Consider the following 26,413-nt stretch of genomic DNA (forward strand, 5'->3'; position numbering starts at 1 on the left):
ATGCGTTTATGTGCGGCTCAGCGTTGCCGAAACGGCAATGGTTTGAGGATACGGTGAGGGAATGCCGCTTTACGATCCAGCTTTGCGCTACTTTCTGGCCGTCTATGAATCCGGGTCGGTGAACGCTGCAGCCCGCGAACTTTTCGTTGCCGCGTCAGCAGTGAGCCGGCAGATGTCGAAATTGGAGCACGAGACCGGGGCACAGTTGTTCGAGAGGCTTTCAGCGGGCGTCCGTCCGACGGAGGCCGGACACCGGTTTGCCAAGTACGCCCACCGCGCAGTCCAAGACGCCGGGCACGTGATTGATGAAATTCACGAGAGTCGGTCCGCCGACACTGTCATTCGGCTTGCGGCGCCGAATGGTGTCGGTCACGAATTTCTCCCGCGATTGGCAGGGAAGTATCGGAGCGTCCACAGCGGCGCACGGTTCGTGTTGCACCTGACGGATCCTGCCGAGGCCACGCAAATGGTTCGCGACGGGGCGGCGGATCTCGCTGTGACATTCAATCTGGCGATCGAGCGGGGCGTTGAAATCGTGCATTCGGCGCCGGCACCGCTGATGGCTGTCGTGCGCCCCGGCCACGTGTTGGCGTCGTACGACGTCGTGGGGCTTCGAGACCTATTGAAATTTCCGGTGGCGCTCAACACGCCGAACACGACGAATCGGCGGCTGATCGATGTCGTCACTGCGTCCAACGGGGCCCCTATCGATCCCGTGCTCGTCTGCGACAACCCGGATGCAACCGTGCGATTCATCAGCTGCAGTGACGCCGTCAGCCTGCTCGGCGCCATCACCATCATCAAAGATCTCGAGAACGGCGAAGTAGTTGCTATTCCGCTTCGGGAAAAGGAATTGCGCCAGCGAACTCTCCAGGTACAAACGGCAGCCGGCCGCCGATTGCCGGCCGCCGTTCAGGGTTTCGTCGATTTCGTCGTTGCCGAGTTGGGGTGCATCGCCGCATAGCCCCGACTGCCGCAGTGCCGTCTCACAATATAAACAATATGGAACGTTCCGTATCGTTACGGGCAAATTTGTGGTTCACTCGTGCTTATGACGGAAGTCACATCGATCGGCCGGCCGCCGGACGCCGGGCTCACCGAGAAGATCCTGGATGAAACGCTGCGGCAACTGCAAACCGATGCCTACGCGACCCTGCGGATCGAACATGTCGCTGCCGCGGTCGGGTGCGGTAAGACTGCCGTCTACCGACGGTGGGAGAACAAGGCGGCGCTCGCGGCCGCCGCATTGAAACACAGCTCGCAGCTCGGCGAGCTGCCGGATACCGGCAATATCGTCGACGACCTCGTCGTGCACGCGTGGCGCAATGTCCAAAACCAGCGGGCACGGGGTTTCGGCACCGACAAGGCTCACAACATCTGGGCGTCCATCACCGACCCGGCCGTGCGTCAATATTTCTGGGATGAGTTCCTCGTCGACAGGCGACGCATGGGCACGCAAATCCTGCGCCGCGCGATGGACCGCGGCGACCTGCCCGAGAACACCGACACGGACCTCATCCTTGACGCCCTGGCCGGGCTCACCATCTACCGCAACACGGTGCGGCTGGCCGAGATCGACGACGGCGAAGTCCGGGCGCTCGCCACGGCCCTCGTGCACTCGCCACCTCTCACACACCCTTCGAAAGTAGGCAACCGACAATGACCACCGCCCGTCTTCCGCTGACTCCTTCACCCGGCAACACCCGGATGCGCCTGGTCGGCGCCACGCTCATCGACGGCAACGGCGGCGAGCCGGTCCGGGACTGCGAGATCGCCATCGAATCGGGTCGTATCACGTACGCCGGGCCGCGCAGGCTCGCTGACGCCGACGCCGACGCCACGACCGTCGACCTGGCCGGGAAGACAATCCTCCCGGGCTTCATCGATTCGCACGTGCATCTGGCCTTGAACCTCGAGGCGAAACCCGCGAAAGTGCTCGCCCAGCATCCGTCCGAACGCATCCTCGAAACCGCCGCGACGATTCGGAAAACCCTGATGGCCGGCATTACGACGGCACGCGATTTGGCGGGGTTGGACGCCGGGTATCGCGACGCCATCACGGCCGGCACCATCGTGGGGCCGCGCATGCACTTGGCAATTCAAGCGCTCTCGCCAACCGGCGGCCACACCGACCACCACCTGCCTAACGGCACCTATGTCGGACCCCCGTTCGGCGAGGTCGGCCCGATCATCGACTCGGACGACGACGTCCGGCGCACCGTCCGTCTTCTCGTCCGCTCGGGCGCCGACGTGATCAAGGTCTGCACGACCGGAGGGGTGTCCAGTCCGTCCGACACACCGCACGACCTCGGCGTCCCCGAGCATCATGTGCGCCTCATCGTCGAAGAGATGGGCCGGCGCCAAGGCCAGCCGGTGGCGGCGCACGCGCAAGGTACCGCCGGCATCATCGAAGCGATCCGCGGCGGCGTCGCGAGCGTCGAACACGGGTACGAGATCGACGACGAAGGCATTGAGCTGATGCTCGAACACGACACGTTCCTGGTGCCGACCCTCAGTTCCGCCCTCCGAGTGCCCTCGCCGGACGACGTGCCCGGCTACCTTTACGAAAAGAAGGTCCGCTGGTCTGCCATTGCCCGCTCGCACGTGGCCAAAGCGCTGCAGGCCGGCGTCAAGGTGGCAATGGGCACCGACTCGGCGGTGTGCCCGCACGGCGTGAACCTGAAGGAACTCGGTCACCTCGTCGAACTCGGACTCGCTCCGATGGACGCCATCGTGGCCGGCACGCGGAACGCCGCGGCCCTTATGCGCTTGGACGAGCACATCGGCACACTCGAAGCCGGCAAGCTCGCCGATATCGTCATCACCGAGATCGATCCGTTGACCGATATCACCGCGCTGGCCGATCCGGCGACGATCGGCGCCATCCTGCAGGGCGGCCGGCTCGTCAAGGATCTCGAGGGCTGGTTTCCGGGCAGGCCGGTCGAGTCCGGGCCCGGCGCGTGAACCCGGTGACGGCGGCGGATCTGCCTGCCCTGGCTGCGGCCGTGACAAGCGGATCGCTCACCAGTCGCCGGTTGGTTGACAGTTGCCTCGAGGCAGCCGACGCGCTCGATCTGTTGCTCGGCACCTATCTCGTTCGTTTCGACGATGACGCGCGCGGTGCGGCCGACGCCGTCGACTCGGCCGCGGCCCGAGGCGACACGTTGGGCCCGCTTGCCGGCGTCCCGCTCGGCGTGAAGGACTTCATCGCGACCCGGGAGGCGGTCGCGACCGGGCAGAGCGCCGTCCACGACCCCGATTGGCGGCGCGGCCGCGACGCCGAAGTGATCGCGCGTCTGCGGCACGCCGGTGCCGTCATCATCGGAAAGACGACGATGGTCGAACACGCCGCGGGCCGGCCGGACCCGGCCCTGCAGTTCCCGATCCCCCGCAACCCGTGGGATCTGGGCCGGTGGACGGGCGGTTCGAGCACCGGAACGGCCAATGGAATCGCAGCAGGGCTGTTCCCGGCCGGTCTCGGCACCGACACGTCGGGCAGCGTCCGTATTCCGGCGGCGATGTGCGGCATCACCGGACTGAAGCCCACTCGCGGTCTCGTGCCCATGGACGGCTGTCTGCCGGCCAGCGACTCTCTCGACGTGATAGGTCCAATGGCGCACAGCGCGCGCGATTGCGCAGTTCTGCTCGACGTGATGACGGGCACGCCGCCGCGGGAACCGTCCGACGATCTCGCCGGTCGACGCATCGGTGTGCCGTGGACGCTGCTCAGCGATCCGTCCCGAGATATCGATGCGGCGTGCCTGGCTGCGTTTCGCCGCGCCATGGCCGAGATGGAAGATGCCGGCGCACACATCGTCGACTTCGACTTGTCCGAGATCGACGCCATGATCGCTGCGACCATGACCATCATGATCCGCGAGATGTACGTGGTACACCGAGACGATCTCACGTCCCGATGGAACGACTACGGCAGGTCGCTCCGCCGGATTGCCGCGGCCGGGGCGATCGTCACGGACGACGGGTACCTGTCGGCTCGTGCCTACGCCAGATCGATAGCGGCGACCATGCGGGAACGGATGGCCGGCCTGGATGCCGTCGCCACGCCGACCTGGCCGACGGGGGCCCCGCCGTACCAGTCCAACGGCGGCATGCCGCAAGAGCAGCTGAACCTGACAGCGGCGTGGAACGCGACGGGATTCCCGGCGCTTGCCGTGCCGATGGGATTCGACGACGAGCACATGCCGGTGTCGCTGCAGTTGATCGGCCCGCCGATGACGGATGCGCGTCTTCTGGGCATCGGCCACGCGTACCAGTGCCGCACCGACTGGCACACACGCCGTCCTTCGCCCGACCCGGCTGCGACCCCGACTCCCGTGCCCGACCTGGACGACGGCATGGATGCCGGCGAAACGGCAGTCATCGAACGGATGGGCCGGACCTTGATCCAGGCGGCAAGCCTCTTCACCAATCACCCGAACACCGACACGACAATGAAAGGCGATCGATCATGAACTTCGTCGATGAAGCGAAGACCATCCACCCGGAACTCATCGCGCTGCGGCGCACGCTGCACGCATCCCCGGAAGTCGGCCTCCAGCTGCCCGAAACTCAAAAGACAGTGCTTGCCGAACTTGCCGATCTCGGCCTGGACATCACTCTCGGCACCGACACGACGTCCATCGTGGCAGTGCTGCGCGGCGGCAAGCCCGGCCCGGTCGTGCTGTTGCGCGGCGATATGGACGCGCTGCCCGTGACCGAGCTGACCGACCTCGATTTCGCGTCGACCAACGGTGCCATGCACGCGTGCGGGCATGACTTGCATACCGCCGGCCTGGTCGGGGCCGCCAAACTCCTGACCGCCCACCGGGACGAACTGGCCGGCAGCGTGATCTTCATGTTCCAGCCCGGCGAAGAAGGCGAAGGCGGCGCGAAGATCATGTTGGAGGAGGGGCTGCTCGACGTTGCCGGGGAACGTCCCGTTGCCGCGTACGCGATCCACGTGGGCCCCGGCCCGAAAGGCCAATTCGGCACTCGCCCGGGAACCATCATGGCCGGTGCCAACAAGCTGTGGGTCACCATGCATGGCGCCGGAGGGCACGGATCGCAGCCGGAGAATTCCACCGACCCGGTGCCGCCGCTCGCCGAAATGGTGACGGCGCTGCAAACCATGGCGACACGGCAATTCAGCGTGTTCGACCCGATAGTTGTCACTGTGACGCAATTGGAAGCCGGCGAGGCAATCAACGTCATCCCCGACACCGCCAAGCTCGGTGCGACAATCCGCACCTTGTCGAACAAGTCGTTGGACCTCGTGATCGCCAAGACGAAATCGCTCGCCGACGGTATTGCAGCCGCTCACGACTGCACCGCCGAAGTCGAACTCGACGTCAGCTACCCCGTGACCGTTAACGACGACGCCGCAACCGCCGAAGCCCTGTCGGTCCTCCGGGAGTCCTTTGGCGACGACCGCGTGGTCGAGTCCCCGGATCCGCGGATGGGGTCGGAGGACTTCTCCTTCGTACTGGAAGAAGTGCCCGGCACCTTCCTGTTCTTGCTGGCCACGCCCGACGGGATCGACCCGGACAGCGCGACGAACCACTCTCCGCGCATCTACTTCGATGACGACGTGCTGGCCGACCAGTCCGCTGCTCTGGCGCAGCTGGCCTGGTCGAAGCTGCAAGCCGCGGCCGCCACGGCAGCAGGCTGACGAAAGGAGAACCGTATGGATCCGGTAGTCGCTTCAATGATCGTGCTGGCCGTCATTGCGCTCGGCGAGCTGGTCTCGATCTGGACCGGCGCCAAGGCGCCGGCGCTGCTCATCACCATCGTTGTGCTGTTCGTTCTGCTCCAGATCGGAGTAGTGCCCAAGAACATCATTGATGCCTCGACGTTCGCCGTGGTCGGCACGGTGTTGCAACCGGCCCTGCTGGTGCATATGGGCACGCTGATCCCCGTGAGCGTCATCAAGAAGCAGTACAAAGCCGTCTTGATCGCCGTCTGCGGGATGGTCGTGGCGGTCTTGCTGATCACTGCGGTAGTGACGCCGATCTTCGGCTACGCGTCATCGGTTGCCGGGGCCGGGCCCCTCAACGGCGGCCTGATCGCGTTCATCATCACATCGAAGTCGCTGAAAGCAGCCGGGCTGGGAAGCCTCGTCGCCATCCCGCTCATGGTGTTGGTGTTGCAGGGGCTGGTAGGGATGCCGTTGACGTCGAACCTGCTGCGTCGCCATGCCAAGACCTTTCGTAACAGTGTGGACAACCGGCAGAAGGCGGGCATCGCGGTCGGCGGCGAGGGAGCACCTGCCGGCAGCGGCGGGGGAGCTGCGGCGATCGATCCGGATGCCGTAGTCGCGGCGGACAAGCCCGCCCGGTTCAAACTGATCCCGGACAAGTACTTGCAAAGCAGTATGGTCTTGCTGTTCATCATCTTCGTCGGCGGCGCCATCGCCGTCGGGCTGGGGAACCTCACCGGCATCAGCTACAGCTTGTGGGGACTGGCCATCGGGATTGTCGGCGCGTACTTCGGCATCTATCCGCCAAGGGCACTGGAAAAGGCCAATGGTTTCACCATTGCAATGGTCGGCTTGATCTTCATCGTGCTGGCCTCATCCACCGACGTGTCGGTGAAGCAGATAGTGAGCTTGCTGCCGGTGGTCGCCACCATCGTCATCGTCGGCACCATCGGGCTGGTGATTGGCGGGTACATCGGATCGAAAATCTTCCGGTGGGATCCGTTCAAGGGCATCCCCGTCGCGTTGACGGCGCTGTTCGGGTTCCCGGTCGACTACTTGATCTCGCACGAAGTGAGCCGCAGCGTCGGCCGGACCGATGAGGAACGCGAAGCGATTCTCGGCGAGGTTCTCGCCCCGATGATCATTGGAGGATTCACGACGGTTACGGCCGGGTCGGTGGTGATTGCCAGTCTCCTGGTGAAAACGCTCTAACCGCCCGGACTGCCGCGGAGTCGGCGAGCCCTCAGCCGTCAGCGGAGGAACTTGTCCAGCGTCAACGGCAGATCGCGCACGCGCACGCCCGTTGCGTTGTACGCGGCATTGGCGATGGCGGCGGCCGTGCCGGTGATGCCGATCTCGCCGATGCCGCGGGCCCCGAGCTTGCCGGCGTGCTCGTCGCGCTCATCCAGCCAGATGGCGTCGATATCGTGCACGTCGGCGCATGCGGGAACGTGATAGCCGGCAAGATCGTGATTGACCACATGGCCGAACCGCGGATCCATGACGCTTTCCTCGTGCAATGCCATGCCGAGCCCCATGGTCATGCCGCCGATGAACTGCGAGCGCGCCGTCCGGGCGTTGATCACCCGGCCCACCGAGAACACGCCGAGCAACCGGTCGACCCTGACCTCGCCGGTGCGTGAGTTCACTCGCACCTCGGCGAATTGCGCGCCGAACGAATGCAGCGAGAAGTTCTCGGCGTCCGTCACGGTCGGGCTTTCGGCCCGGACCTCGTCGTCCGGTTCGGGCCGTTCGCCGAACTTCTCCCGAAACTCGTCGGCCGCCGCGATTATCGCCCCGCCCCAACTGGCGGTGCCCGACGAGCCGCCGGCGATAGTGGCGTTGGGCTCGTCGGTGTCGCCAATGGCCAGCATGACCGATTCCTTCGGACATCCCAGCGCCTCGGCAGCGATCTGCGTCAGCGACGTCCACGTGCCCGTGCCGAGTTCGGCGGCGCCGATGCCGACTTCGTAGCGCCCGTCCGCCCGGTACCGCACGCGCGCGACCGAACCGGGGATCCGCACGAACGGGTACGTTGAACTTGCCACACCGAGCCCGATCAGCCAGTCCCCCTCGCGGCGGGAGCCGGGCTCCGGACGGCGCCGTTCCCACCCGAAGCGCTCGGCGCCGGTGTCCAGGCATTCGACAAGATGACGCGCCGAGAACGGCTTGCCGGACATCGGATCAACGTCCGTATCGTTTCTCCGTCGCAATTCGATCGGATCGATGCCCGCGGCCGCGGCCAGATCGTCCATGGCCGTCTCCAGCCCGAACATGCCGGGACATTCGCCGGGCGCGCGGAACCACGACGCAACCGGGACGTCGAGAGGCACGAGCCGATGCGTCGACCGGATATTCGGTGCCGCGTACATGGTGCGCGCCGGCACGCCGGCCTGTTCGGCGAACTCCTTGATCTTCGAGGTGGGCTCGGTGACGTCGACGCTGACCGCCGTGAGCCGACCGCCTGGATCCGCAGCCAACCGGATGTGTTGATGCGTCGGCTCGCGGTACCCCGCCAGGGGGAACATCTGCTGCCGGGTCAGCGCGTACTTCACCGGCCGGCCGTCGGCCGCGAAAGCGGCAAGTGCCGTGAGCGCTTCGCCGGCGTGCGGGGTGCCCTTCGACCCGAACCCGCCGCCCACGTACGGCGAGATCACGTGCATCCGGTCCGGTTCGAGCCCGAACAGCGGTGCCAGTACGCTCCGCGCCGGATGGACGCCCTGCGTGGAGTCGAACAAGGTGAGAGTCCGGCCGTCCCACTGGGCGACGGCCGTGTGCGGCTCCATCGGGTTGTTGTGCTCGATGGGGGTCGTGTAGACATGGTCGACCGCCGTGCGTGCGGACGCCAGCGCCGCGTCGACATCGCCTTTCGAAACGTCCGCCTGCTGACCGCCGTTCACGCCCTCCGGGGTGTACGCGTCCGGGTGGTCGACGCGGAATCGCGCATCGTGCGCGGACTCGTCGTACGAGTGCCCCACCAGGCCCGCCGCATAGCGCGCTTCTTCCGGAGTTTCGGCCAGCACGGCGCCGATGATTTGCCCGCGGAAGCCGATGTCCGCGGATTGCAGGACGGCAAGCTCCAGGTTGTCGGTCGAAGCAAGCTTCGGCGCATTGGCATGCGTCAACACGGCAAACACGCCCGGGGCCGCTTCGGCTGCCGCCGTATCGAGCGCGGCAACCCGTCCCGCGGCGATCCGCGACAACACCGGAAAGAGGTAGAGGGGACGTTCGGTCCGCTGCTCATAAGCAAAGGGCGCCAGGCCGCGGACCTTCAGCTCGCCGTCGATGCGGGGCGTACTCATTGCTCCTCCGACAGTTCGCTCAATACCGCCGTCAAAGTTCCGCGCAGCAGCCGACGCTTGAATTCGTTGCCGGGGAGCGGATCGGCTGCGGCCAGTTCGGCGTCGGCGGCCGCCTCGTAGGACGCCGCGGATGCCGGGGCTCCGCGTAACGCCTCTTCGGCACGCGCCGCACGCCACGGCTTGTGCGCAACCCCGCCGCACGCGATCCGCACGTCGGCCACGTGCCCGCCGTCGACCCTCAAGGACGCCGCAACGGAGACCAGCGCAAACGCGTACGACTCTCTGTCGCGCACCTTCCGGTACGTTGACGGCGCCCCGGTGGGCGGCGGCAGTCGCACGCCGGTGATCAGTTCGCCGTGCGCCAGAACCGTATCGTGGCTGGGATCCTCGTTCGCGTAGAACTCGTTGAGCGGAATCTCCCGATCGCCGGCGGCGCCGAGCACCTGCACGACGCCGCCGTAGAGAGCCAGGGCCACCGCCATATCGGACGGATGCGTCGCGACGCAGTCGGGCGTGGCAGCGAAGATGGCGGCATCGCGCGCATATCCGCCGAGCGCCGAACATCCCGTGCCGGGCTCGCGCTTATTGCACGGCGTGGTCGGGTCGTGAAAATACGGGCACCTGGTGCGTTGGAGCAGATTGCCGCCGGTCGTCGCGAGATTGCGCAGCTGGCCCGAGGCACCGGAGAGCAAGGCTGTGCTCAGTGCCGGATAGCGGCTGCGGACCGCCGGGTGCTCGGCGAGGTCGCTGTTCCGGACCGACGCCCCGATGGCGACACCGCCGTCGGCAGTGTCGATCACGTCGCCGAGCGGCAGCCGGCTGACGTCGACGAGGGTGCGCGGCGTGGCGATTTCAAGCCGCATATGGTCGACGAGGTTCGTGCCGCCGGCGATGAATGCGGCGTCCGGGTCCGCGGAAACCGCCCGGACGGCGTCCGCGGTGGTGTCCGCCCGCGAGTAGGCGAAGGGAATCATGAGCGCCGGCCGTCCGGCGCGCCGTCCGCGGCTTGACGGACGGCGGCAACGATATTCACGTAAGCGCCGCACCGGCATAGATTGCCGCTCATTCGTTCGCGGATCTCGTCGTCGCTGAGGTCGGCGCCGCCGGCTTCGTCGAGCATGCCGACCGCCGAGCACACCTGTCCGGGAGTGCAGTAGCCGCATTGGAACGCGTCTTGGTCGATGAAGGCTTGCTGCACCGGATGCAATTGGTCGCCGTCGGCGAGTCCGGCGGCAGTGACGACGTCCCGGCCGTCCTGTGCGACCGCCAGCGACAGGCACGTCGTGACGCGCCGACCGTCCACCAGCATGGTGCACGCGCCGCATTGACCGTGATCGCAGCCCTTCTTGGGGGACCAGTTGTTCAAATGATCGCGGACGACGTCCAGCAAGGTCGTGCGCGTGTCAACGGTGAGGGTGTGTTCGCGGCCGTCGACGGTCATGGTGATCGAAGCATCCATTGTCGCCTCCTCTGGTAAACGTACCCGCAGCCTTGTCGGCCGACAAGGGAAATCAGACCGCGGATTGGTCGTCGCCCGTCGATGAGTTTTGGCCGGCCCGATCGTCTACCCGATAGTGTTCCCGGCCAGCGGGGGCTCCAAGAAGAAAAGAGACAGACCATGAGCGAGCAGAAGTTTCCGGCAGGTGCTCCGTGCTGGATTGATCTGTTGACGAGCGACGTCGAACGCAGTAACGCGTTTTACGAACGGATCTTCGGCTGGACGGCCGGCGCCGGTGCCCCGGAATTCGGCGGATATTACATGTACTTCCTCGACGGTGCGCCAATCGCCGGCGGTATGCCGAACAGTCCGAGCATGGAGACCGCGGACCGGTGGGGCATTCACGTGAACACCGTTGATGCGCAGGCGACGTCGGCGGCGGTGGCCCGCGCCGGCGGCAAAGCGCTCTCGGACGTCATGGAGATCGGCAGCATGGGGTTGAATGCGATGTTCGCCGACCCGGCCGGCAGCGAATTCGGTATTTGGCAGGCGAAGGAGTTCGCCGGCTGCTCCGTCATGGCGGCAGTCGGGGCGCCGTGCTGGTTCGAGTTGGGTACGTCCGATTACGATTCAGCCGTCGAATTCTACGGGCAGGTCCTCGGTCTCGAGGCCTCCGTGATGAGCGACGATCCCGGGTTCAAATACACAACTCTCGGCGCCGGTGGGTCGCCGCTGGCCGGCATCATGGACACTCGCACGATGGGAGGCCCGCTTCGTGACGGGTGGAACGTCTACTTCGGCGTGGCCGACACCGACGAGGTGTTGGGCCGCGTGCCTTCCCTCGGGGGATCGGTGACCGGGGAGGCCAAGGATTCGCCGTTCGGCCGGGTTGCCGAAGTTGCCGATCCGGCAGGCGTCAGGTTCTCGGTCGTCTCGGTCCAGGACGAGGGCTGCCCTGTGTAAGTCGAGCCCGGTCAGTCCAAGTGGGCCGGCAGGCCGAAAGCCTCGAACAGGTTCGCGGCGTCGAGGAACGAGTGGATTCCAGCGACCTTGCCGCCGCGGACCGCCAGTACGTGCAGCGCCCACGGCGCGTGCCCGCCGGCGGGGTCGATCCGGTACTGGGCGAACGTCGGACAGCCGTTTGCCGACGTGGGCAGGATGCGCGAGCCGCGGCATTCCGCGCCGACGCCGAGCATCCAACGGCCGATGTCGTCCGAACCGCGCAGCCACATGGCCAACGGCGGCATGGTTTGCACGGCGTCCGCGTGCAGCAGCCGCGTGAATTCGGCGATGTCGTAGCGCTCGAACGCGTCCACGTACCTGTCGACAAGTTCGGCGGACGGCGCATCGAGCGGCCTTGCCGACTCGGTGCGCGTCGCGGCAAGCGTCGACCGGGCACGTTGCAGCGCCGAGTTGACTGCCGCGGCGGAAACGTCGAGGAGAGCAGCGACTTCGTCGGCGCGCCAGCGCAATACCTCACGGAGAATCAGGACGGCGCGCTGCCGGGCCGGCAGGAGCTGGAGGGCGGCCACGAACGCCAGCCGGATACTTTCCCGGTATTCGGCATGGTCGGCCGCATCGGCCTCGGGCGGGAGGACGCGGTCGTCGGCGATGGGCGAGACCCACGACCCATCCGGCAGGACGTCCGCAAGCGACTCCTCAACCGGCGGGCGGGCCGGGCCGAGTTGCACGGGCATGGCGCGGCGCGAACCGGCGCGAATGGCATCGATGCACGTGTTGGTGGCGATCCGATAGAGCCATGAACGCAGGCTTGACCGGCCTTCGAATTTTCCGGCTGCTCGCCATGCCTTCAGCATGACTTCCTGCACGGCGTCTTCGGCGTCGGCGCCGGAGCCGAGCATGCGGTAGCAGTACCCGGTCAACTCGCGCCGGAAAATCTCGGGATCGGCGGGTTCGGCCGTCGTTGGCTCCGCTTGTCGAACCGTCATACAGGTAAATGCTACCTGTAAAACGCCCCGCCGCGTATGGAACGCGTAGTCATGACGGGGCGCCCTATACGGCGCGGCGCGCTTTCCGGTATGCGCGGCGCGCGGGGCGGCCATTCCGAGCAGCCACAGCGTTGATTCGGGTTACTGTCAAGCGGTCGACGTCCGAACAGTCAACTCGGGTTGGAAAACGACGTGTTCGCGTTCCGGGCGGGTGCCCGCGGCAAGTGCGGCGGATTCTCGGCGCAAGAGGTCGACGGCGGTACGCCCGAGGAGTTCGCGGGGCTGGCGAACCGAGGTCAGCGGAACGACGGTCGCTTGAGCGAAGTCGATGTCGTCGTATCCGATGACTGCGACATCGCCGGGGATAGAGACTGTGCCGTTCATGCCGAACGCTTGGACGATCCCGATGGCAACCAAATCGTTCGCGGCAAACACGGCATCGGGCATGTCGCCTGCGGGCCGCCGGAGCAGCGCTTCGCCGGCGGATCGCCCGTGCGCAATCGTCAGAGCGTCGATATCCATCACTTCGAGCGTGACGTCGGGAGCATCGCCGACCGCTTTCTGAGCCCCGGCGATTCGGTCATCTACCTGTCGCAGACCGAGTGGACCGCCAACGAGGACAATGCGCCGTCGCCCTCGACTGATCAAATGCGTCGCGGCCATGGCGCCGCCGGCGACATCGTCGACCGACACGCTCGAGAAGTCCGGGAGGTCGACCTGCCGATCGACCAGAACCGTCGGCGTGCCGCGTTCACGCAACCGCCTGAGCCGGGCCAGTGAGTCGCCGATGGGTGCGATGAGCAGTCCTTGCACTTGCTGCTCTTCGAAGAGGTCGATATAGGCCGACTCGCGTTCGGTTGACTCGGAGCTGTTGCCCAGGAGAACGGACAGGCCCTCCTCGGCGGCACGCTGTTCCGCTCCTCGCGCGAGATCGGTGAAGAACGGATTGCCCACGTCGAGTACCACGAGGCCGATGGTCCTGCTCTGGCCGGCACGCAGCTGGCGCGCCGCGTCGTTGCGGACGAAGCCGAGCTCCTCGATGGCGAGGTGCACTCTGTCAACGGTGGCCGGTGCAACCTTGGCGGGGTTGTTCAGGACGTTCGACACGGTGCCGACGGACACGCCCGCCGCGGCGGCGACGTCCTTCACTCCGATATGCGCGCGGCGTGGTGTAGTCACGGTTCATTTCTACCTCACGGAGCCCTGGCGGGCTGCTCACCGGCTAATTGGCACGCGTCTTCCGCCGCGATGTGATCTGTGTTACCGTTGACCGCACGATAAATTGAAACGATTCATCAAACCGTAGATTCTATTCGTCCAACGGAGAACGTCATGGCTTTAGCGAGTGACGGGAACGCATTCGAGACAATCACCACTGCAACTCCGCCGCATTGGCGGTGGACTTTCGTGGCGGCAATGGCCGGGTTCATCGATGCCGGATCGATTGTGGCCGGCTCGGTCGGACTCAATATTTGGGTGCCGCACTTCGGCCTCACCAACTCGATGGTCGGCCTGCTGGGGGCAATCAGCTCGAACGCCATTTCCGCAGGCGTCGGAGCGCTGCTGGGCGGATGGATCTGCGATAAATACGGTCGCAAGAAGATCTATGCCTACGACCTGGTGCTGTACATGTTCGGGCTGCTGTTCCTGATCTTTACGATGGCGCCGTGGATGTTGTTCGTGGGATACATCATCGTCGGCCTGGCGGTCGGCGCCGACATTCCAGCTTCCTGGTCTCTCATCACCGAATTTGCTCCGGCCCGCCGTCGTGGCCGCCTCGGTTCACTCGTGCAAGTGCTGTGGAACTTAGGGCCGGTGGTGATGCTCAGCCTCGGTCTGTTGCTGCAACCGCTGGGGATGTTGGGAATCCGGTTCATCTTCGGATTCCTCTTCGTGGTCGGACTCGTGACTTGGATCATGCGGCACGGTGTCGGCGAGTCCGAGCGGTGGCAGAGAGCCAATGACGCGAAAAATTTGACGGGGGACCTCACCAAGCCGGCTCGGTCGTTTGGCCGTGACATCAAGGCCCTGTTGACCAAACCGGCGCTCGGTATGTTTGTGATGCTCATCGGAATGTATGGGCTCTGGAACATCTTCGCCGGTACGAACGGCTTTTATCAGCCGTACCTGTTGAAGTCGATCGGCAACGAAACCAACGCGGCGAGCGTTGGGCTGCAATGCATGTACTTCGGAGCAACGGTGCTCACTACCGTGTTTGTATTCGGTTGGCTGATCGACAAGATCAACAGGCGATTCTTGTTCGGCCTGAGTGCTGCCGTCCAGATTGCGGGCATGTCGCTCTTGATCTTCTTCCCGCTGACGACACCCATCGCATTTGCCTACCTCTTGTCCACCGGGCTGGCCATCGGATTCGGCCAGCAGGCGTTCTTCCAACTGTGGTCCGGCGAAGTCTTCCCCACCCGGCTGCGCGGGACAGCACAAGGGCTGATCTTTGCAATAGTGCGAATCGCACTCGGATTCTGGAGCTTCTTCGTGCCGATCGTCACGGCGACCGGCTTCCGGCCGCTTGCCATCATCTTGACGGCAGTACTGCTGGCCAGCGGAATCATCGGGTTCGTCTGGGCTCCGAGTACCTCCGGCAAGACGCTCGAAGAGATCGAACATGACCGCTACGGCGCAAAGGAGAACGCCCATGTGTGAGACGGACGACGCAAGGCCGCGCCGGGTGTGCTTCACACTGCACGTCAAACCTGAACGTATCGACGACTACAAGGCGCGTCACCGCGAGGTCTGGCCGGAAATGGCACGCGCGCTGAAGGAATCGGGGTGGCACAATTATTCGTTGTTTCTGAGCGAATCCGGACTCATGATCGGCTACCTCGAAACCGACGACTTCGACGCCGCGCTCGAGGCCATGGCGAAAACGGAGGTGAATTCCCGCTGGCAAGAATCAATGACCGATTACTTCGAACATCCCGGCGACTCCGTATCTGACAAGGCCGACGAAAATATGCGACCCATCCCGTTGGTGTTCCACCTGGAAGACCGGCTCGCCGAGCTGGCCGGCAGCGCGACATGACCGACGTCGCCACGACATCCCGCGTCGATTTCGGCCGGCACCCGGGCGAATGGGTCGACGGCTGGAGCGCTTCGGGCGTCGACCATCACTGGGCGCTGTGCTCCGGCCACCGCGCGCGGGATTTCGCTGCAGCGGCAAGCCTGCTCGGCATCGGGCATGACAATTTCGGTACGACTCATTGATCGAAAGGCGGCATACCATGACCACTTTTAGCGACATCGCTCCTCAATTGACCCACCAGGAAATCGAATTGCCTTCGTGGGCCTTCGGCAATTCGGGCACCAGATTCAAGGTGTTCGCCCAGGCCGGAGTTCCACGAACTCCCGAAGAGAAGATCGCGGACGCCGCAAAGGTGCACGAATTGACCGGGCTGGCTCCGAAAGTCGCATTGCATATCCCATGGGATTTGGTCGACGACTTCGACAAGCTGGGTGCGTTCGCTGCCGATCACGGCGTCCGCCTCGGCACGATCAATACGAACACGTTTCAGGACGACGACTACAAGCTCGGCAGCCTGACGCATCCGGACGCCGCAGTGCGCCGGAAGGCGATCGACCACATGCTTCGGTGCGTGGACATCATGGACAGCACCGGTTCCCGGGACTTGAAGATCTGGTTGGCCGACGGCACCAATTATCCGGGTCAGGACGACACCCGGTCCAGGCAGGATCGGCTCGCCGAATCGCTGCGTGTCGTTTACGACCGGCTGTCCGCCGAGCAGCGGCTCGTGCTTGAGTACAAGTTCTTCGAGCCTGCCTTTTATCACACCGACGTTCCGGACTGGGGCACGTCGTACGCGCACTGCGCAGCCCTCGGTGACCGCGCAAAGGTTTGTCTGGATACGGGCCATCACGCACCCGGGACAAATATCGAATTCATCGTCATGCAGCTTTTGCGACTTGGCAAACTTGGCTCGTTCGACTTCAACTCGAGGTTTTACGCCGATGACGATTTGATCGTCGGCGCCGCCGATCCGTTCCAGCTGTTCCGCATCTTGTACGAAGTGATCCGCTCCGGCGGATACGGCGCGAACAGCGACGTGGCGTTCATGCTGGACCAGTGCCACAACATCGAAGAAAAGATCCCCGGCCAGATACGCTCGGTGCTCAACGTGCAGGAGATGACCGCTCGCGCCCTGCTCGTCGATGCCGATGCGCTTGCCGATGCTCAGACATCCGGCGACGTTCTTGCCGCCAACCAGCTGATGATGGACGCCTTCTATACGGATGTTCGTTCCGACCTCGCGGACTGGCGCGCGTCCCGCGGACTCCCGGCGGATCCGATCGCTGCCTACAACGCAAGCGGTTACCGTGAACAGATCACCGCCGATCGCGTCGGCGGCCAGCAAGCAGGGTGGGGTGCATAATCGTGACGTCGCAGCCGAAATCGACGAACCAGCAAGTATCGGAGCTGCTCGCCAGGTCGAACCGGCTGGGCAGCGACCCGAAGAACACCAATTATGCCGGCGGCAACACCTCGGCAAAGGGCTCCACCCTCGACCCGGTCACGGGAGCCGATACCGACGTGTTGTGGGTCAAGGGGTCGGGCGGCGACCTCGGAACCCTCACCGAGGACGGTTTGGCCGTGTTGAACCTTAACCGGGTCCGCGGTTTGATGAACGTCTACCCGGGGGTCGACCGGGAGGACGAGATGGTGGCGGCATTCGATTACTGCCTGCACGGTAAAGGCGGCGCGGCACCGTCGATCGACACGGCGATGCACGCGCTGGTCGACGCCGCCCACGTTGACCACCTGCACCCCGACAGCGGTATCGCCGTAGCGACTGCCGCCGACGGCGAAGAGTTGACCCGGGCGATCTTCGGCGGCAAAGTCGCCTGGGTGCCGTGGCGACGTCCGGGGTTCCAACTCGGACTCGATATTGCCGCCATCCAGTCGGAGAACCCGGAAACCGTCGGCACGATCCTCGGCGGACACGGCATCACGGCGTGGGGCGCGACCAGTGATGAAGCCGAACGGAACTCGCTGTGGATCATCGAAACGGCCGCCCGGTACATCGACGCGCACGGCAAGCCCGAACCGTTCGGCCGCGCCGTTCCCGCTTACGAGCCGCTCCCGGAAGCCGAACGGCGCGCGAAAGCAGCAGCACTTGCTCCGGTCATTCGTGGACTGGCATCGACCGACAAAGTTCAGATCGGTCATTACACCGACGACCCGGCCGTGCTGGAATTCCTGGCCGGAAGCGAGCATCAGCGACTCGCCGCACTCGGCACGTCGTGCCCGGATCATTTCCTGCGCACGAAGGTCAAGCCGCTCGTCCTCGACCTGCCCGCAGCTGCCGGCACCGATGACTGCGTCCACCGTCTGCGGGAACTCCATGCCGAATACCGCGACGCATACCGTGCCTATTACGACCGGCACGCGGATGCCGACTCGCCCGCAATGCGCGGCGCCGATCCGGCGATCGTGCTGGTCCCCGGTGTCGGCATGTTCTCGTTCGGTGCCGACAAACAAACGGCACGCGTCGCCGGCGAGTTCTACCTCAACGCCATTGGCGTCATGCGCGGCGCCGAGGCGCTGTCGACGTATCAGCCGATCGACGAGTCGGAGAAGTTCCGTATCGAGTACTGGGCTCTCGAAGAGGCCAAGCTGGCGCGCCGTCCGAAGCCCAAATCGCACGCGGGTCGGATCGCGTTGGTGACCGGGGCGGCGTCCGGCATCGGCAAGGCGACAGCCACGCGACTGGCTGCCGACGGTTCATGCGTCGTGATCGCCGACTTGAATCCGGACTCCGCGCAGGCGACTGCCGCGGAGCTCGGCGGACCGGACGTTGCCATCGGGGTGGCAGCGGACGTCACCGACGAAGCCCAGGTAGCAGCCGCGGTCGATGCCTGTGTGCTTGCTTTCGGCGGCCTCGATCTGGTGGTGAACAACGCGGGCCTGTCCATTTCCAAACCCCTGCTCGAGACCACCGAACGCGACTGGGACCTCCAACACGATGTGATGGCGAAGGGGTCCTTCCTCGTCTCCAAGGCAGCAGCGAAGGTGCTCATCGACCAGGATCTCGGCGGTGACATCGTGTACATTTCGTCCAAGAATTCCGTGTTTGCCGGTCCAAACAACATCGCGTACTCCGCGACTAAAGCCGACCAGGCGCACCAAGTTCGCCTGCTTGCGGCCGAACTCGGTGACTACGGCGTGCGCGTCAACGGGATCAATCCGGACGGCGTGGTGCGCGGCTCGGGGATTTTCGCCGGCGGATGGGGAGCAAAACGCGCCGCTGTGTACGGCGTCCCGGAAGAAGAACTCGGTGCCTATTACGCCGGCCGGACGCTGCTGAAGCGAGAGGTGGTGCCGGAGAACGTGGCCAACGCGGTCGCGGTGCTGACCGGGCCGAACCTCAGCCACACCACCGGCGTGCACATTCCGGTCGACTCGGGCGTCGCCGCGGCGTTCTTGCGGTGACCGTGGGCGACGTGTTCGCGGCAATCGATATCGGAGCGTCGGGGGGCCGCGTCATTGCCGGGCAAGTGTCGAGCGACTCGGTCACTTTGGATGTCGTGCACCGCTTCGACAACGGGCCGATCGAGATGCACGGCACGCTTCGCTGGGATGCCGAGCGCATTGCCGACGAGATGTTGCGCGGTCTGCATGCTGTTGCCGGCCGGTACGGGCCGGTGGCGGGTATCGGTATCGACACATGGGCAATCGACTACGGTGTGGTGGACCCGACCGGCAAACTGACCGGGCCGCCGTTCAGCTACCGCGACGACAGATCCGTGCGTGGTGTCGACGCCGTGCGCGCCGCGGTGCCTGAGGCTGAGTTCTATGCCCGCACCGGTCTACAGCACCTGCCGTTCACTACGATCTACCAGCTCGCGGTCGAGACCGGGCTCGGCGACGAGGACCAGGCCATGCTCATGCCCGATCTGCTCGCGTACCGACTGACCGGACGGCGGGCGACCGAAGCGACGAACGCGTCGACTACGGGATTGTTCGACGCAACGCGCGGCGATTGGTCACCGGAGTTGTTCGCCGCCGTGGGCCGGACGCCGTCCATATTCCCGACGCTCATCCAGCCGGGCGAGACGATCGGCACGCTGACGCCCGCGGTAGCCGCTGCGACTGGACTCCCCGAGAGCACGCCGGTAATTGCCGTCGGAACGCACGACACGGCGTCCGCCGTCGTCGGCTTACCTGGACCTGGCCGAAACTTTGCGTACATTTCATCGGGCACATGGTCGCTTGTCGGTGTCGAACTCGATCGTCCGGTGCTCACGGAGGCAAGCCGCGCGGCGAACTTCACGAACGAACGAGGGGTCGACGGCCGCATCCGCTACCTGCGTAACCTCGGCGGGTTATGGCTGCTGCAGGAGTCTCTTCGGCAGTGGGAACTGGAAGGTCTCGATATCACCCTGGCCGTCGCGCTCGCCGATGCCGCTTCGGTTCTCGCTGGCGGTCCGACTATCAATCCGGACTCTGAGGAGTTCGTTGCCCCGGGAAACATGCCGAATCGGATCCGCGCAGCATGTGCGGCGGCCGGGCAAGAACGGCCGGAAACACCCGGACAGATCACACGATGCATTCTTGAGTCTTTGGCGGCTGCGTATGCAGCAACCGTTCGGCGAGCGGCCGAGCTGTCGGGGATGCCTGTCGAAGAGGTCCGCGTGGTCGGAGGCGGGTCGCAAAATCGGCTCTTGTGCCAGCTGACTGCGGACGCCGTCCGGCTGCCGGTTTTGGCCGGGCCGGTGGAGGCCACGGCGCTCGGTAACGTGCTCGTGCAGGCACGTTCGCAGGGCGTTGTGTCCGGAGGGCTGGAGGACTTGCGCAGCATCGTCGCTGCATCGACCACGCCCATCCGGTACGAACCGCTAAGCCAAGTCCCGACAGCACACTGAGCAACGCGGTTCGCATGAGAGCGTCGAATTATTCGAACGTTTTTTTATGCAAAGTATGGACATAGCGGTCTATGAGTGGTTTCGTGTCACGTAACGCGATTTTGAATAAGAGCGTTGGTTATACCTTTCGGGGGGAGGGTTGACATCGTGGACGATTGCGGTGCCGTCGCGCAGACGATTCGCGCGCGCATTCTGCGCCTAGCGTTGCTCAGCCTTCTCGTCATGAGTGGCGGTCTTCTTCTGAGCCTGGTATTCGGTGCTTCTTCTGCTTCAGCAGCGGAGTCGAACCACCAGAGCGGTGAAACGTCATCGAACGATACGCAAGCCAACCATGGTTCCGTGATCGGCAAGACCGTGCACGACGTCGGCAAAACGGTAGAGTCCACGGCGTCGAGTGTCGCTCACAAAGTGACTCATTCGCAGAAGCCCGCGCGAGATCACCAAGACAGCACAGCAAATGCGGGAGATCCGGAAGCTAAGTCTTCACCTCGTGAACCAAGGCATAGTGACTCCGCCGCTGCGGCAGAGGGAACGCGTGATCAATCCGCCCCCTCGGCCACTCCGGTCCCGAAAGCCACCTCAGCGTCCAAAGCGACGAAGCCGTCGCCGTCGGAATCGAGTGCGGCGTCCGATCCCGCTCCGTCAGCAGTGAAGCGTTCGGCCAATCGGACGTCCCCCCAAGCCAGTCGCAGTGCTGGTTCTGCCGCTGAGAAGCACAGCCGGCGGCATGCGACTTCTCCGCAACGCACAACTGACGGTTCAGCGCGCACTCCGGCAGAGAGTTCATCCACGAAGTCGCCCGCGACGAAGGCCGGCGAGTCCGACCCCGCGGACTCGAAAAAGTCGTCGGACTTGCTGAATGTGAACGCTCAAGGAGTTCACATTTCAGTGGCCGTGCCGCAAGCGCGCGATTCGCATAAGACTTCGGATGGGCCTGCTCGCCGGAGTGACGATGTACGTGACAAGGCTTCGCGCCGAATTGACTCGGTGACTGAGCCGGTGTCGAAGGTGACTGAGCCGGTGTCGAAGTCGTTGACACGGGTGACTGAGCCGGTGTCGAAGGTGACTGAGCCGGTGTCGAAGTCGTTGACACGGGTGACTGAGCCGGTGTCGAAGGTGACTGAGCCGGTGTCGAAGTCGTTGACACGGGTGACTGAGCCGGTGTCGAAGGTGACTGAGCCGGTGTCGAAGTCGTTGACACGGGTGACTGAGCCGGTGTCGAAGGTGACTGAGCCGGTGGTTGAACCGGTTTCCAGTGTGGTGAAGCCGATCACGAAGTCGTTGGCCCCGGTGGTTGAACCGGTCTCCAGTGTGGTGAAGCCGGTGTCCAAATCGTTGGCCCCGGTGGTTGAGCCGATCACGAAGCCCTTGGCTCCAGTGGTTGAGCCAGTCGGCACCATTGCTCAATCGGTAGCAGCTGTTGGGTCCACACCCACCGAACTCGCCGGCAGTTCGACTACGAGTTCGCCGCTGACTGCCGCGGCGTTGAGCGAATCGGTTGCCGGCCCAGCGGTCGACGCGTTGGAAGGCGTTAAGACCGTGCCTGCATCGGATGAAACGGGGCGCGTTGAGACACAGTCGATGGTGGAGCCGCCATCGACGTTAGCAACGTCTGGTGCGCAGCGTTTCGGAACCGCGCTTCCCGCCGTTCCCGCTGCCGGTCAGGAACAGTCCGCAGCCCAACCCGATCCTGCTGCGCCGTCACCGAGCGCGCCTGCTGGAGCTCCGCACGGGCCCGCATCCGCCGCTGGATCGAGCACTGGGTCTGCTAGCGGCGGCAGCGCCGGTTCGATATTGGGGTTCGCATCCGACGGTCCGCATACGCCGACAGCACAACATACGTCGCGCATTCTCAGTCGCGACGAGGAGCTTCCGCTTACTCCGACGTTCGAATCTGACTGCACCCCTGATTGAGTGTGCCGGTCCCATCTAAGGGGCTAGGCAATTCGCTCTCCTAAATCCGAGAGCGATGAATACTCATGAAGGGCAAGAGTTATGAATCGAATAGTGCGCAGAGCCCTGTTGGGGACTCTGTTTGCGGGGGGAGCGTGCTTCCTCGGCACCACAGCCGCAAGCGCGACTGTGCCGCACGGAGACGACGGAGGCGGTACTGGCATTCATGTGTCAGTCGGCGTGTCGGCTTCGCAGGCGGAATCCTCGGGCAGCTCAACCAGCGGCCCGGAGGCATCCGGAAACAGTCGAACGAGTACTACGTCGGCAAGCAATTCGGGAAGCCGTGCTTCCTCGTCTGGTCGTAGTGATCGGTCGTCTGGTTCGGACGGGGATGGTCATTCGAGTCGTGGTGGTCGTTCTGGTGTGACGGTTGGCGTTTCGGCGTCGGGTTCGCAGTCGGCTGGTTCGGCTCGGGATGGTCGTAGTGATCGGTCGTCTGGTTCGGACGGGGATGGTCATTCGAGTCGTGGTGGTCGTTCTGGTGTGACGGTTGGCGTTTCGGCGTCGGGTTCGCAGTCGGCTGGTTCGGCTCGGGATGGTCGTAGTGATCGGTCGTCTGGTTCGGACGGGGATGGTCATTCGAGTCGTGGTGGTCGTTCTGGTGTGACGGTTGGCGTTTCGGCGTCGGGTTCGCAGTCGGCTGGTTCGGCTCGGGATGGTCGTAGTGATCGGTCGTCTGGTTCGGACGGGGATGGTCATTCGAGTCGTGGTGGTCGTTCTGGTGTGACGGTTGGCGTTTCGGCGTCGGGTTCGCAGTCGGCTGGTTCGGCTCGGGATGGTCGTAGTGATCGGTCGTCTGGTTCGGACGGGGATGGTCATTCGAGTCGTGGTGGTCGTTCTGGTGTGACGGTTGGCGTTTCGGCGTCGGGTTCGCAGTCGGCTGGTTCGGCTCGGGATGGTCGTAGTGATCGGTCGTCTGGTTCGGACGGGGATGGTCATTCGAGTCGTGGTGGTCGTTCTGGTGTGACAGTTGGCGTTTCGGCGTCTAGATCGGATGGTCTCCGCGTAAATGCGCAGGGCGCATGTGGCTTGGGCAATTCGCCGGCTGTCGGAAACTCAGGCAATGCCGGGGAATTGCCGATTGTCGGTGACCTGCCGAACGTAGGAAACCTCCCGACGGTTGGTGACCTGCCGGTCGTGGGTGGTTCCGGTAATGCCGGTAACCCGGGTAATGCCGGGGATCTGCCGGTCGTGGGTGACTTGCCGACGGTTGGTGATCTGCCCGTTGTGGGTGGTTCCGGTAATGCCGGTAACTCGGGTAATGCCGGGGATCTGCCGGTCGTGGGTGACTTGCCGACGGTTGGTGATCTTCCGACGGTTGGTGATCTGCCTGTTGTGGGTGGTTCCGGTAATGCCGGTAACTCGGGTAATGCCGGGGATCTGCCGGTCGTGGGTGACTTGCCGACGGTTGGTGATCTGCCTGTTGTGGGTGGTTCCGGTAATGCCGGTAACTCGGGTAATGCCGGGGATCTGCCGATCGTGGGTGACTTGCCGACGGTTGGTGACCTGCCGAACGTAGGAAACCTCCCGACGCTGGGTGACCTGCCGGTCGTGGGTGGTTCCGGTAATGCCGGTAACCCGGGTAATGCCGGGGACCTGCCGATCGTGGGTGACCTGCCGACGGTCGGAAATCTCCCGACGGTAGGAAACCTCCCGACGGTAGGAAACCTCCCGACGGTAGGTGACCTGCCAACGGTAGGCGACCTGCCGGTTGTTGGTGGTTCTGGTGATTCGGATAACCCGGGTACTCCGGGTAATGCCGGGGATCTGCCGGTCGTGGGCAGCCTGCCGACGGTTGGCGACCTGCCGACGGTAGGAAACCTCCCGACGCTGGGCGATCTGCCGACGCTGGGTGATCTGCCGGTCGTGGGTGATTCCGGTAATGCCGGTAACCCGGGTAATGCCGGGGATCTGCCGATCGTGGGCAGCCTGCCGACGGTAGGAAACCTGCCAACGTTGGGCGACCTGCCGGTTGTTGGTGGTTCTGGTGATTCGGATACCCCGGGCACTCCGGGTAATGCCGGGGATCTGCCGATCGTGGGCGACCTGCCGAACGTAGGAAACCTCCCGACGGTGGGAGACCTGCCAACGTTGGGCGACCTGCCGGTTGTTGGTGGTTCTGGTGATTCGGATAACCCGGGTAATGCCGGGGATCTGCCGATCGTGGGCGACCTGCCGACGGTCGGAAATCTCCCGACGGTAGGAAACCTGCCAACGGTAGGAAACCTGCCAACGGTAGGAAACCTGCCAACGGTTGGTGATCTGCCGGTCGTGGGTGGTTCCGGTGATTCGGATAACCCGGGCACTCCGGGTAATGCCGGGGATCTGCCGATCGTGGGCGACCTGCCAACGGTAGGAAACCTGCCAACGGTAGGAAACCTGCCAACGGTAGGAAACCTGCCGACGGTTGGTGATCTGCCGGTCGTGGGTGATTCCGGTAATTCGGATAACCCGGGCACTCCGGGTAATGCCGGGGATCTGCCGATCGTGGGCGACCTGCCAACGGTAGGAAACCTGCCAACGGTAGGAAACCTGCCAACGGTAGGAAACCTGCCAACGGTAGGAAACCTCCCGACGGTAGGAAACCTCCCGACGGTAGGAGACCTGCCGACGGTTGGTGATCTGCCGGTCGTGGGTGATTCCGGTAATTCGGATAACCCGGGCACTCCGGGTAATGCCGGGGATCTGCCGATCGTGGGCGACCTGCCAACGGTAGGAAACCTGCCAACGGTAGGAAACCTGCCAACGGTAGGAAACCTGCCAACGGTAGGAAACCTCCCGACGGTAGGAAACCTCCCGACGGTAGGAGACCTGCCGACGTTGGGTGATCTGCCGGTCGTGGGTGATTCCGGTAATTCGGATAACCCGGGCACTCCGGGTAATGCCGGGGATCTGCCGATCGTGGGCGACCTGCCAACGGTAGGAAACCTGCCAACGGTAGGAAACCTGCCAACGGTAGGAAACCTGCCAACGGTAGGAAACCTCCCGACGGTAGGAAACCTCCCGACGGTAGGAGACCTGCCGACGTTGGGTGATCTGCCGGTCGTGGGTGATTCCGGTAATTCGGATAACCCGGGCACTCCGGGTAATGCCGGGGATCTGCCGATCGTGGGCGACCTGCCAACGGTAGGAAACCTGCCAACGGTAGGAAACCTGCCAACGGTAGGAAACCTCCCGACGGTAGGAGACCTGCCGACGTTGGGTGATCTGCCGGTCGTGGGTGATTCCGGTAATTCGGATAACCCGGGCACTCCGGGTAATGCCGGGGATCTGCCGATCGTCGGCAGCCTGCCAACGGTAGGCGACCTGCCGGTTGTTGGTGGTTCTGGTGATTCGGATACCCCGGGTACTCCGGGTGATGCCGGGGATCTGCCGATCGTCGGCAGCCTGCCAACGGTAGGCGACCTGCCGGTTGTTGGTGGTTCTGGTGATTCGGATACCCCGGGTACTCCGGGTAATGCCGGGGACCTGCCGATCGTGGGCGACCTGCCGATCGGAGGGGACTCGGGCAATTCCGGGAACTCCGGCAATTCCGGGAACTCCGGGGATCTGCCGATCGTGGGCGACTTGCCGATCGTGGGCGATCTGCCGACGGTCGGTGACCTACCGATCGTGGGGAACTCGGGTAACGCCGGGAACTCGGGCAATGCTGGGAACTCGGGCAATGCTGGGAACTCGGGTAACGCCGGGAACTCGGGCAATGCCGGGAACTCGGGCAATGCCGGGAACTCGGGCAATGCCGGGAACTCGGGCAATGCCGGGAACTCGGGCAATGCCGGGAACTCGGGTAATGCCGGGAACTCGGGTAACGCCGGGAACTCGGGTAACGCCGGGATTCCCGGTGGTGCCAGGAGCTCGGCACAGCCCGGTACGGCCGGTAGCGGCAACGCGGCTACCGTCAATGAGTCAACGACTGTTCCGCAGCCGACCGCTCAAATGCCGTACGTTGGAGCGTCATCATCACACTCGCAGACGCAATTGCCGCGGACCGGCATGACTGTGTCTGTTTTCGTTGATTTCGCTCTGCTTCTCCTTGCGTTAGGAATTGCCGCCGAACTCATGGCTCGGCGTCGCGCAATGAAGAAATGAGATCAAAGCGTGCCGGGCGAACCACATCGTCCGGCACGCTTTGGCGACTTCCAAAACGCGGCGCGTCGTCAGGAACGCGAAGTCATGACTT

The 26,413-nt window shown here is 64.4% G+C and carries 20 protein-coding genes; 14 read left to right on the forward strand and 6 right to left on the reverse strand.

Annotation, left to right across the window (positions count from 1 at the left end; all coding sequences use genetic code 11):
- The first annotated feature begins 61 nt into the window (after window positions 1–61).
- The 6 genes from BJY26_RS05325 to BJY26_RS05350 all read left to right on the forward strand — a co-directional run bounded on the left by BJY26_RS05325 (window position 62) and on the right by BJY26_RS05350 (window position 6,907).
- On the forward strand, window positions 62–964 hold the full coding sequence (locus tag BJY26_RS05325) for a LysR family transcriptional regulator (RefSeq protein WP_179426325.1): 903 nt from the start codon (window positions 62–64) through the stop codon (window positions 962–964).
- An 87-nt stretch (window positions 965–1,051) separates the two neighbouring features.
- Window positions 1,052–1,663 carry a TetR/AcrR family transcriptional regulator gene (locus BJY26_RS05330; RefSeq protein ID WP_237249106.1) on the forward strand — a complete coding sequence of 204 codons (612 nt, stop codon included), beginning with the start codon at window positions 1,052–1,054 and terminating at the stop codon, window positions 1,661–1,663.
- Window positions 1,660–2,964, forward strand: a complete 1,305-nt coding sequence (locus tag BJY26_RS05335) for a metal-dependent hydrolase family protein (protein WP_179426329.1) — start codon at window positions 1,660–1,662, stop codon at window positions 2,962–2,964. Before BJY26_RS05330 ends, BJY26_RS05335 begins: the two co-directional genes overlap by 4 nt.
- 5 nt (window positions 2,965–2,969) lie before the next feature.
- On the forward strand, window positions 2,970–4,472 hold the full coding sequence (locus BJY26_RS05340; protein WP_218852264.1) for an amidase: 1,503 nt from the start codon (window positions 2,970–2,972) through the stop codon (window positions 4,470–4,472).
- Entirely contained in the window at window positions 4,469–5,668 is a 1,200-nt protein-coding gene (locus BJY26_RS05345) for a M20 metallopeptidase family protein (RefSeq protein ID WP_179426331.1), read from the forward strand. Before BJY26_RS05340 ends, BJY26_RS05345 begins: the two co-directional genes overlap by 4 nt.
- A gap of 15 nt (window positions 5,669–5,683) precedes the next feature.
- Window positions 5,684–6,907 carry a hypothetical protein gene (locus BJY26_RS05350; RefSeq protein WP_179426333.1) on the forward strand — a complete coding sequence of 408 codons (1,224 nt, stop codon included), beginning with the start codon at window positions 5,684–5,686 and terminating at the stop codon, window positions 6,905–6,907.
- Window positions 6,908–6,945: 38 nt separating this feature from the next.
- Here BJY26_RS05350 and BJY26_RS05355 read toward each other — a convergent pair whose 3' ends face one another.
- From BJY26_RS05355 to BJY26_RS05365, 3 genes are read right to left on the reverse strand one after another with little or no spacing between them, the layout of a single operon-like run.
- Entirely contained in the window at window positions 6,946–8,997 is a 2,052-nt protein-coding gene (locus tag BJY26_RS05355) for a xanthine dehydrogenase family protein molybdopterin-binding subunit (RefSeq protein ID WP_179426335.1), read from the reverse strand.
- Window positions 8,994–9,971 (reverse strand): FAD binding domain-containing protein, encoded by a 978-nt coding sequence (locus BJY26_RS05360; protein WP_179426337.1) that lies wholly within the window; start codon window positions 9,969–9,971, stop codon window positions 8,994–8,996. The genes BJY26_RS05355 and BJY26_RS05360 overlap by 4 nt, the downstream gene beginning before the upstream one ends.
- Complete coding sequence (locus tag BJY26_RS05365) at window positions 9,968–10,456, reverse strand: (2Fe-2S)-binding protein (RefSeq protein ID WP_179426339.1); 489 nt, start codon at window positions 10,454–10,456, stop codon at window positions 9,968–9,970. The genes BJY26_RS05360 and BJY26_RS05365 overlap by 4 nt, the downstream gene beginning before the upstream one ends.
- Window positions 10,457–10,615: 159 nt before the next feature.
- Here BJY26_RS05365 and BJY26_RS05370 point away from each other — a divergent pair, with 159 nt between their 5' ends.
- Window positions 10,616–11,398 carry a VOC family protein gene (locus BJY26_RS05370; protein ID WP_179426341.1) on the forward strand — a complete coding sequence of 261 codons (783 nt, stop codon included), beginning with the start codon at window positions 10,616–10,618 and terminating at the stop codon, window positions 11,396–11,398.
- 11 nt (window positions 11,399–11,409) lie between these two features.
- Here the strand turns inward: BJY26_RS05370 and BJY26_RS05375 are convergent, their stop codons facing one another.
- Window positions 11,410–12,384 (reverse strand): sigma-70 family RNA polymerase sigma factor, encoded by a 975-nt coding sequence (locus BJY26_RS05375; protein WP_179426343.1) that lies wholly within the window; start codon window positions 12,382–12,384, stop codon window positions 11,410–11,412.
- A gap of 147 nt (window positions 12,385–12,531) precedes the next feature.
- On the reverse strand, window positions 12,532–13,563 hold the full coding sequence (locus tag BJY26_RS05380; RefSeq protein ID WP_237249088.1) for a LacI family DNA-binding transcriptional regulator: 1,032 nt from the start codon (window positions 13,561–13,563) through the stop codon (window positions 12,532–12,534).
- 153 nt (window positions 13,564–13,716) lie between these two features.
- On the opposite strand from BJY26_RS05380, the gene BJY26_RS05385 reads away from it, so the two are divergent.
- The 6 genes from BJY26_RS05385 to BJY26_RS05410 are packed head-to-tail and all read left to right on the forward strand — an operon-like array spanning window position 13,717 to window position 20,280.
- Entirely contained in the window at window positions 13,717–15,045 is a 1,329-nt protein-coding gene (locus BJY26_RS05385) for an MFS transporter (RefSeq protein ID WP_179426345.1), read from the forward strand.
- On the forward strand, window positions 15,038–15,424 hold the full coding sequence (locus tag BJY26_RS05390; RefSeq protein WP_179426347.1) for an L-rhamnose mutarotase: 387 nt from the start codon (window positions 15,038–15,040) through the stop codon (window positions 15,422–15,424). Before BJY26_RS05385 ends, BJY26_RS05390 begins: the two co-directional genes overlap by 8 nt.
- On the forward strand, window positions 15,421–15,606 hold the full coding sequence (locus BJY26_RS05395) for a hypothetical protein (protein ID WP_179424595.1): 186 nt from the start codon (window positions 15,421–15,423) through the stop codon (window positions 15,604–15,606). Before BJY26_RS05390 ends, BJY26_RS05395 begins: the two co-directional genes overlap by 4 nt.
- 17 nt (window positions 15,607–15,623) lie before the next feature.
- Window positions 15,624–16,790 carry an L-rhamnose isomerase gene (gene rhaI / locus BJY26_RS05400; RefSeq protein WP_179426349.1) on the forward strand — a complete coding sequence of 389 codons (1,167 nt, stop codon included), beginning with the start codon at window positions 15,624–15,626 and terminating at the stop codon, window positions 16,788–16,790.
- A gap of 2 nt (window positions 16,791–16,792) precedes the next feature.
- Window positions 16,793–18,847 (forward strand): bifunctional aldolase/short-chain dehydrogenase, encoded by a 2,055-nt coding sequence (locus BJY26_RS05405; protein ID WP_179426351.1) that lies wholly within the window; start codon window positions 16,793–16,795, stop codon window positions 18,845–18,847.
- Window positions 18,844–20,280: a rhamnulokinase gene (locus BJY26_RS05410; RefSeq protein WP_179426353.1), complete on the forward strand. Its 1,437-nt coding sequence runs from the start codon at window positions 18,844–18,846 to the stop codon at window positions 20,278–20,280. Before BJY26_RS05405 ends, BJY26_RS05410 begins: the two co-directional genes overlap by 4 nt.
- A gap of 878 nt (window positions 20,281–21,158) precedes the next feature.
- Here BJY26_RS05410 and BJY26_RS18975 read toward each other — a convergent pair.
- A complete protein-coding gene (locus tag BJY26_RS18975; protein ID WP_244953889.1) occupies window positions 21,159–21,680 on the reverse strand; it encodes a hypothetical protein in 522 nt (173 codons plus the stop codon).
- Window positions 21,681–23,262: 1,582 nt separating this feature from the next.
- Between BJY26_RS18975 and BJY26_RS05420 the strand changes: the two genes are divergently transcribed.
- Entirely contained in the window at window positions 23,263–26,322 is a 3,060-nt protein-coding gene (locus BJY26_RS05420) for a beta strand repeat-containing protein (RefSeq protein WP_179426357.1), read from the forward strand.
- The last annotated feature ends 91 nt before the right edge of the window (window positions 26,323–26,413 follow it).

It is taken from the genome of Spelaeicoccus albus, from assembly GCF_013409065.1.
GTDB classification, from domain to species: Bacteria; Actinomycetota; Actinomycetes; order Actinomycetales; family Brevibacteriaceae; genus Spelaeicoccus; species Spelaeicoccus albus.

Excerpts from the sequence above, each read along its gene's own strand:
- BJY26_RS05325 (WP_179426325.1), top strand. The coding sequence starts at position 62 with ATGCCGCTTTACGATCCAGCTTTGCGCTACTTTCTGGCCGTCTATGAA.
- BJY26_RS05330 (WP_237249106.1), top strand. The coding sequence starts at position 1,052 with ATGACGGAAGTCACATCGATCGGCCGGCCGCCGGACGCCGGGCTCACC.
- BJY26_RS05335 (WP_179426329.1), top strand. The coding sequence starts at position 1,660 with ATGACCACCGCCCGTCTTCCGCTGACTCCTTCACCCGGCAACACCCGG.
- BJY26_RS05345 (WP_179426331.1), top strand. The coding sequence starts at position 4,469 with ATGAACTTCGTCGATGAAGCGAAGACCATCCACCCGGAACTCATCGCG.
- BJY26_RS05350 (WP_179426333.1), top strand. The coding sequence starts at position 5,684 with ATGGATCCGGTAGTCGCTTCAATGATCGTGCTGGCCGTCATTGCGCTC.
- BJY26_RS05355 (WP_179426335.1), bottom strand. The coding sequence starts at position 8,997 with ATGAGTACGCCCCGCATCGACGGCGAGCTGAAGGTCCGCGGCCTGGCG.
- BJY26_RS05360 (WP_179426337.1), bottom strand. The coding sequence starts at position 9,971 with ATGATTCCCTTCGCCTACTCGCGGGCGGACACCACCGCGGACGCCGTC.
- BJY26_RS05365 (WP_179426339.1), bottom strand. The coding sequence starts at position 10,456 with ATGGATGCTTCGATCACCATGACCGTCGACGGCCGCGAACACACCCTC.
- BJY26_RS05370 (WP_179426341.1), top strand. The coding sequence starts at position 10,616 with ATGAGCGAGCAGAAGTTTCCGGCAGGTGCTCCGTGCTGGATTGATCTG.
- BJY26_RS05375 (WP_179426343.1), bottom strand. The coding sequence starts at position 12,384 with ATGACGGTTCGACAAGCGGAGCCAACGACGGCCGAACCCGCCGATCCC.
- BJY26_RS05385 (WP_179426345.1), top strand. The coding sequence starts at position 13,717 with ATGGCTTTAGCGAGTGACGGGAACGCATTCGAGACAATCACCACTGCA.
- BJY26_RS05390 (WP_179426347.1), top strand. The coding sequence starts at position 15,038 with ATGTGTGAGACGGACGACGCAAGGCCGCGCCGGGTGTGCTTCACACTG.
- BJY26_RS05395 (WP_179424595.1), top strand. The coding sequence starts at position 15,421 with ATGACCGACGTCGCCACGACATCCCGCGTCGATTTCGGCCGGCACCCG.
- rhaI (WP_179426349.1), top strand. The coding sequence starts at position 15,624 with ATGACCACTTTTAGCGACATCGCTCCTCAATTGACCCACCAGGAAATC.
- BJY26_RS18975 (WP_244953889.1), bottom strand. The coding sequence starts at position 21,680 with ATGGTGCCGACTGGCTCAACCACTGGAGCCAAGGGCTTCGTGATCGGC.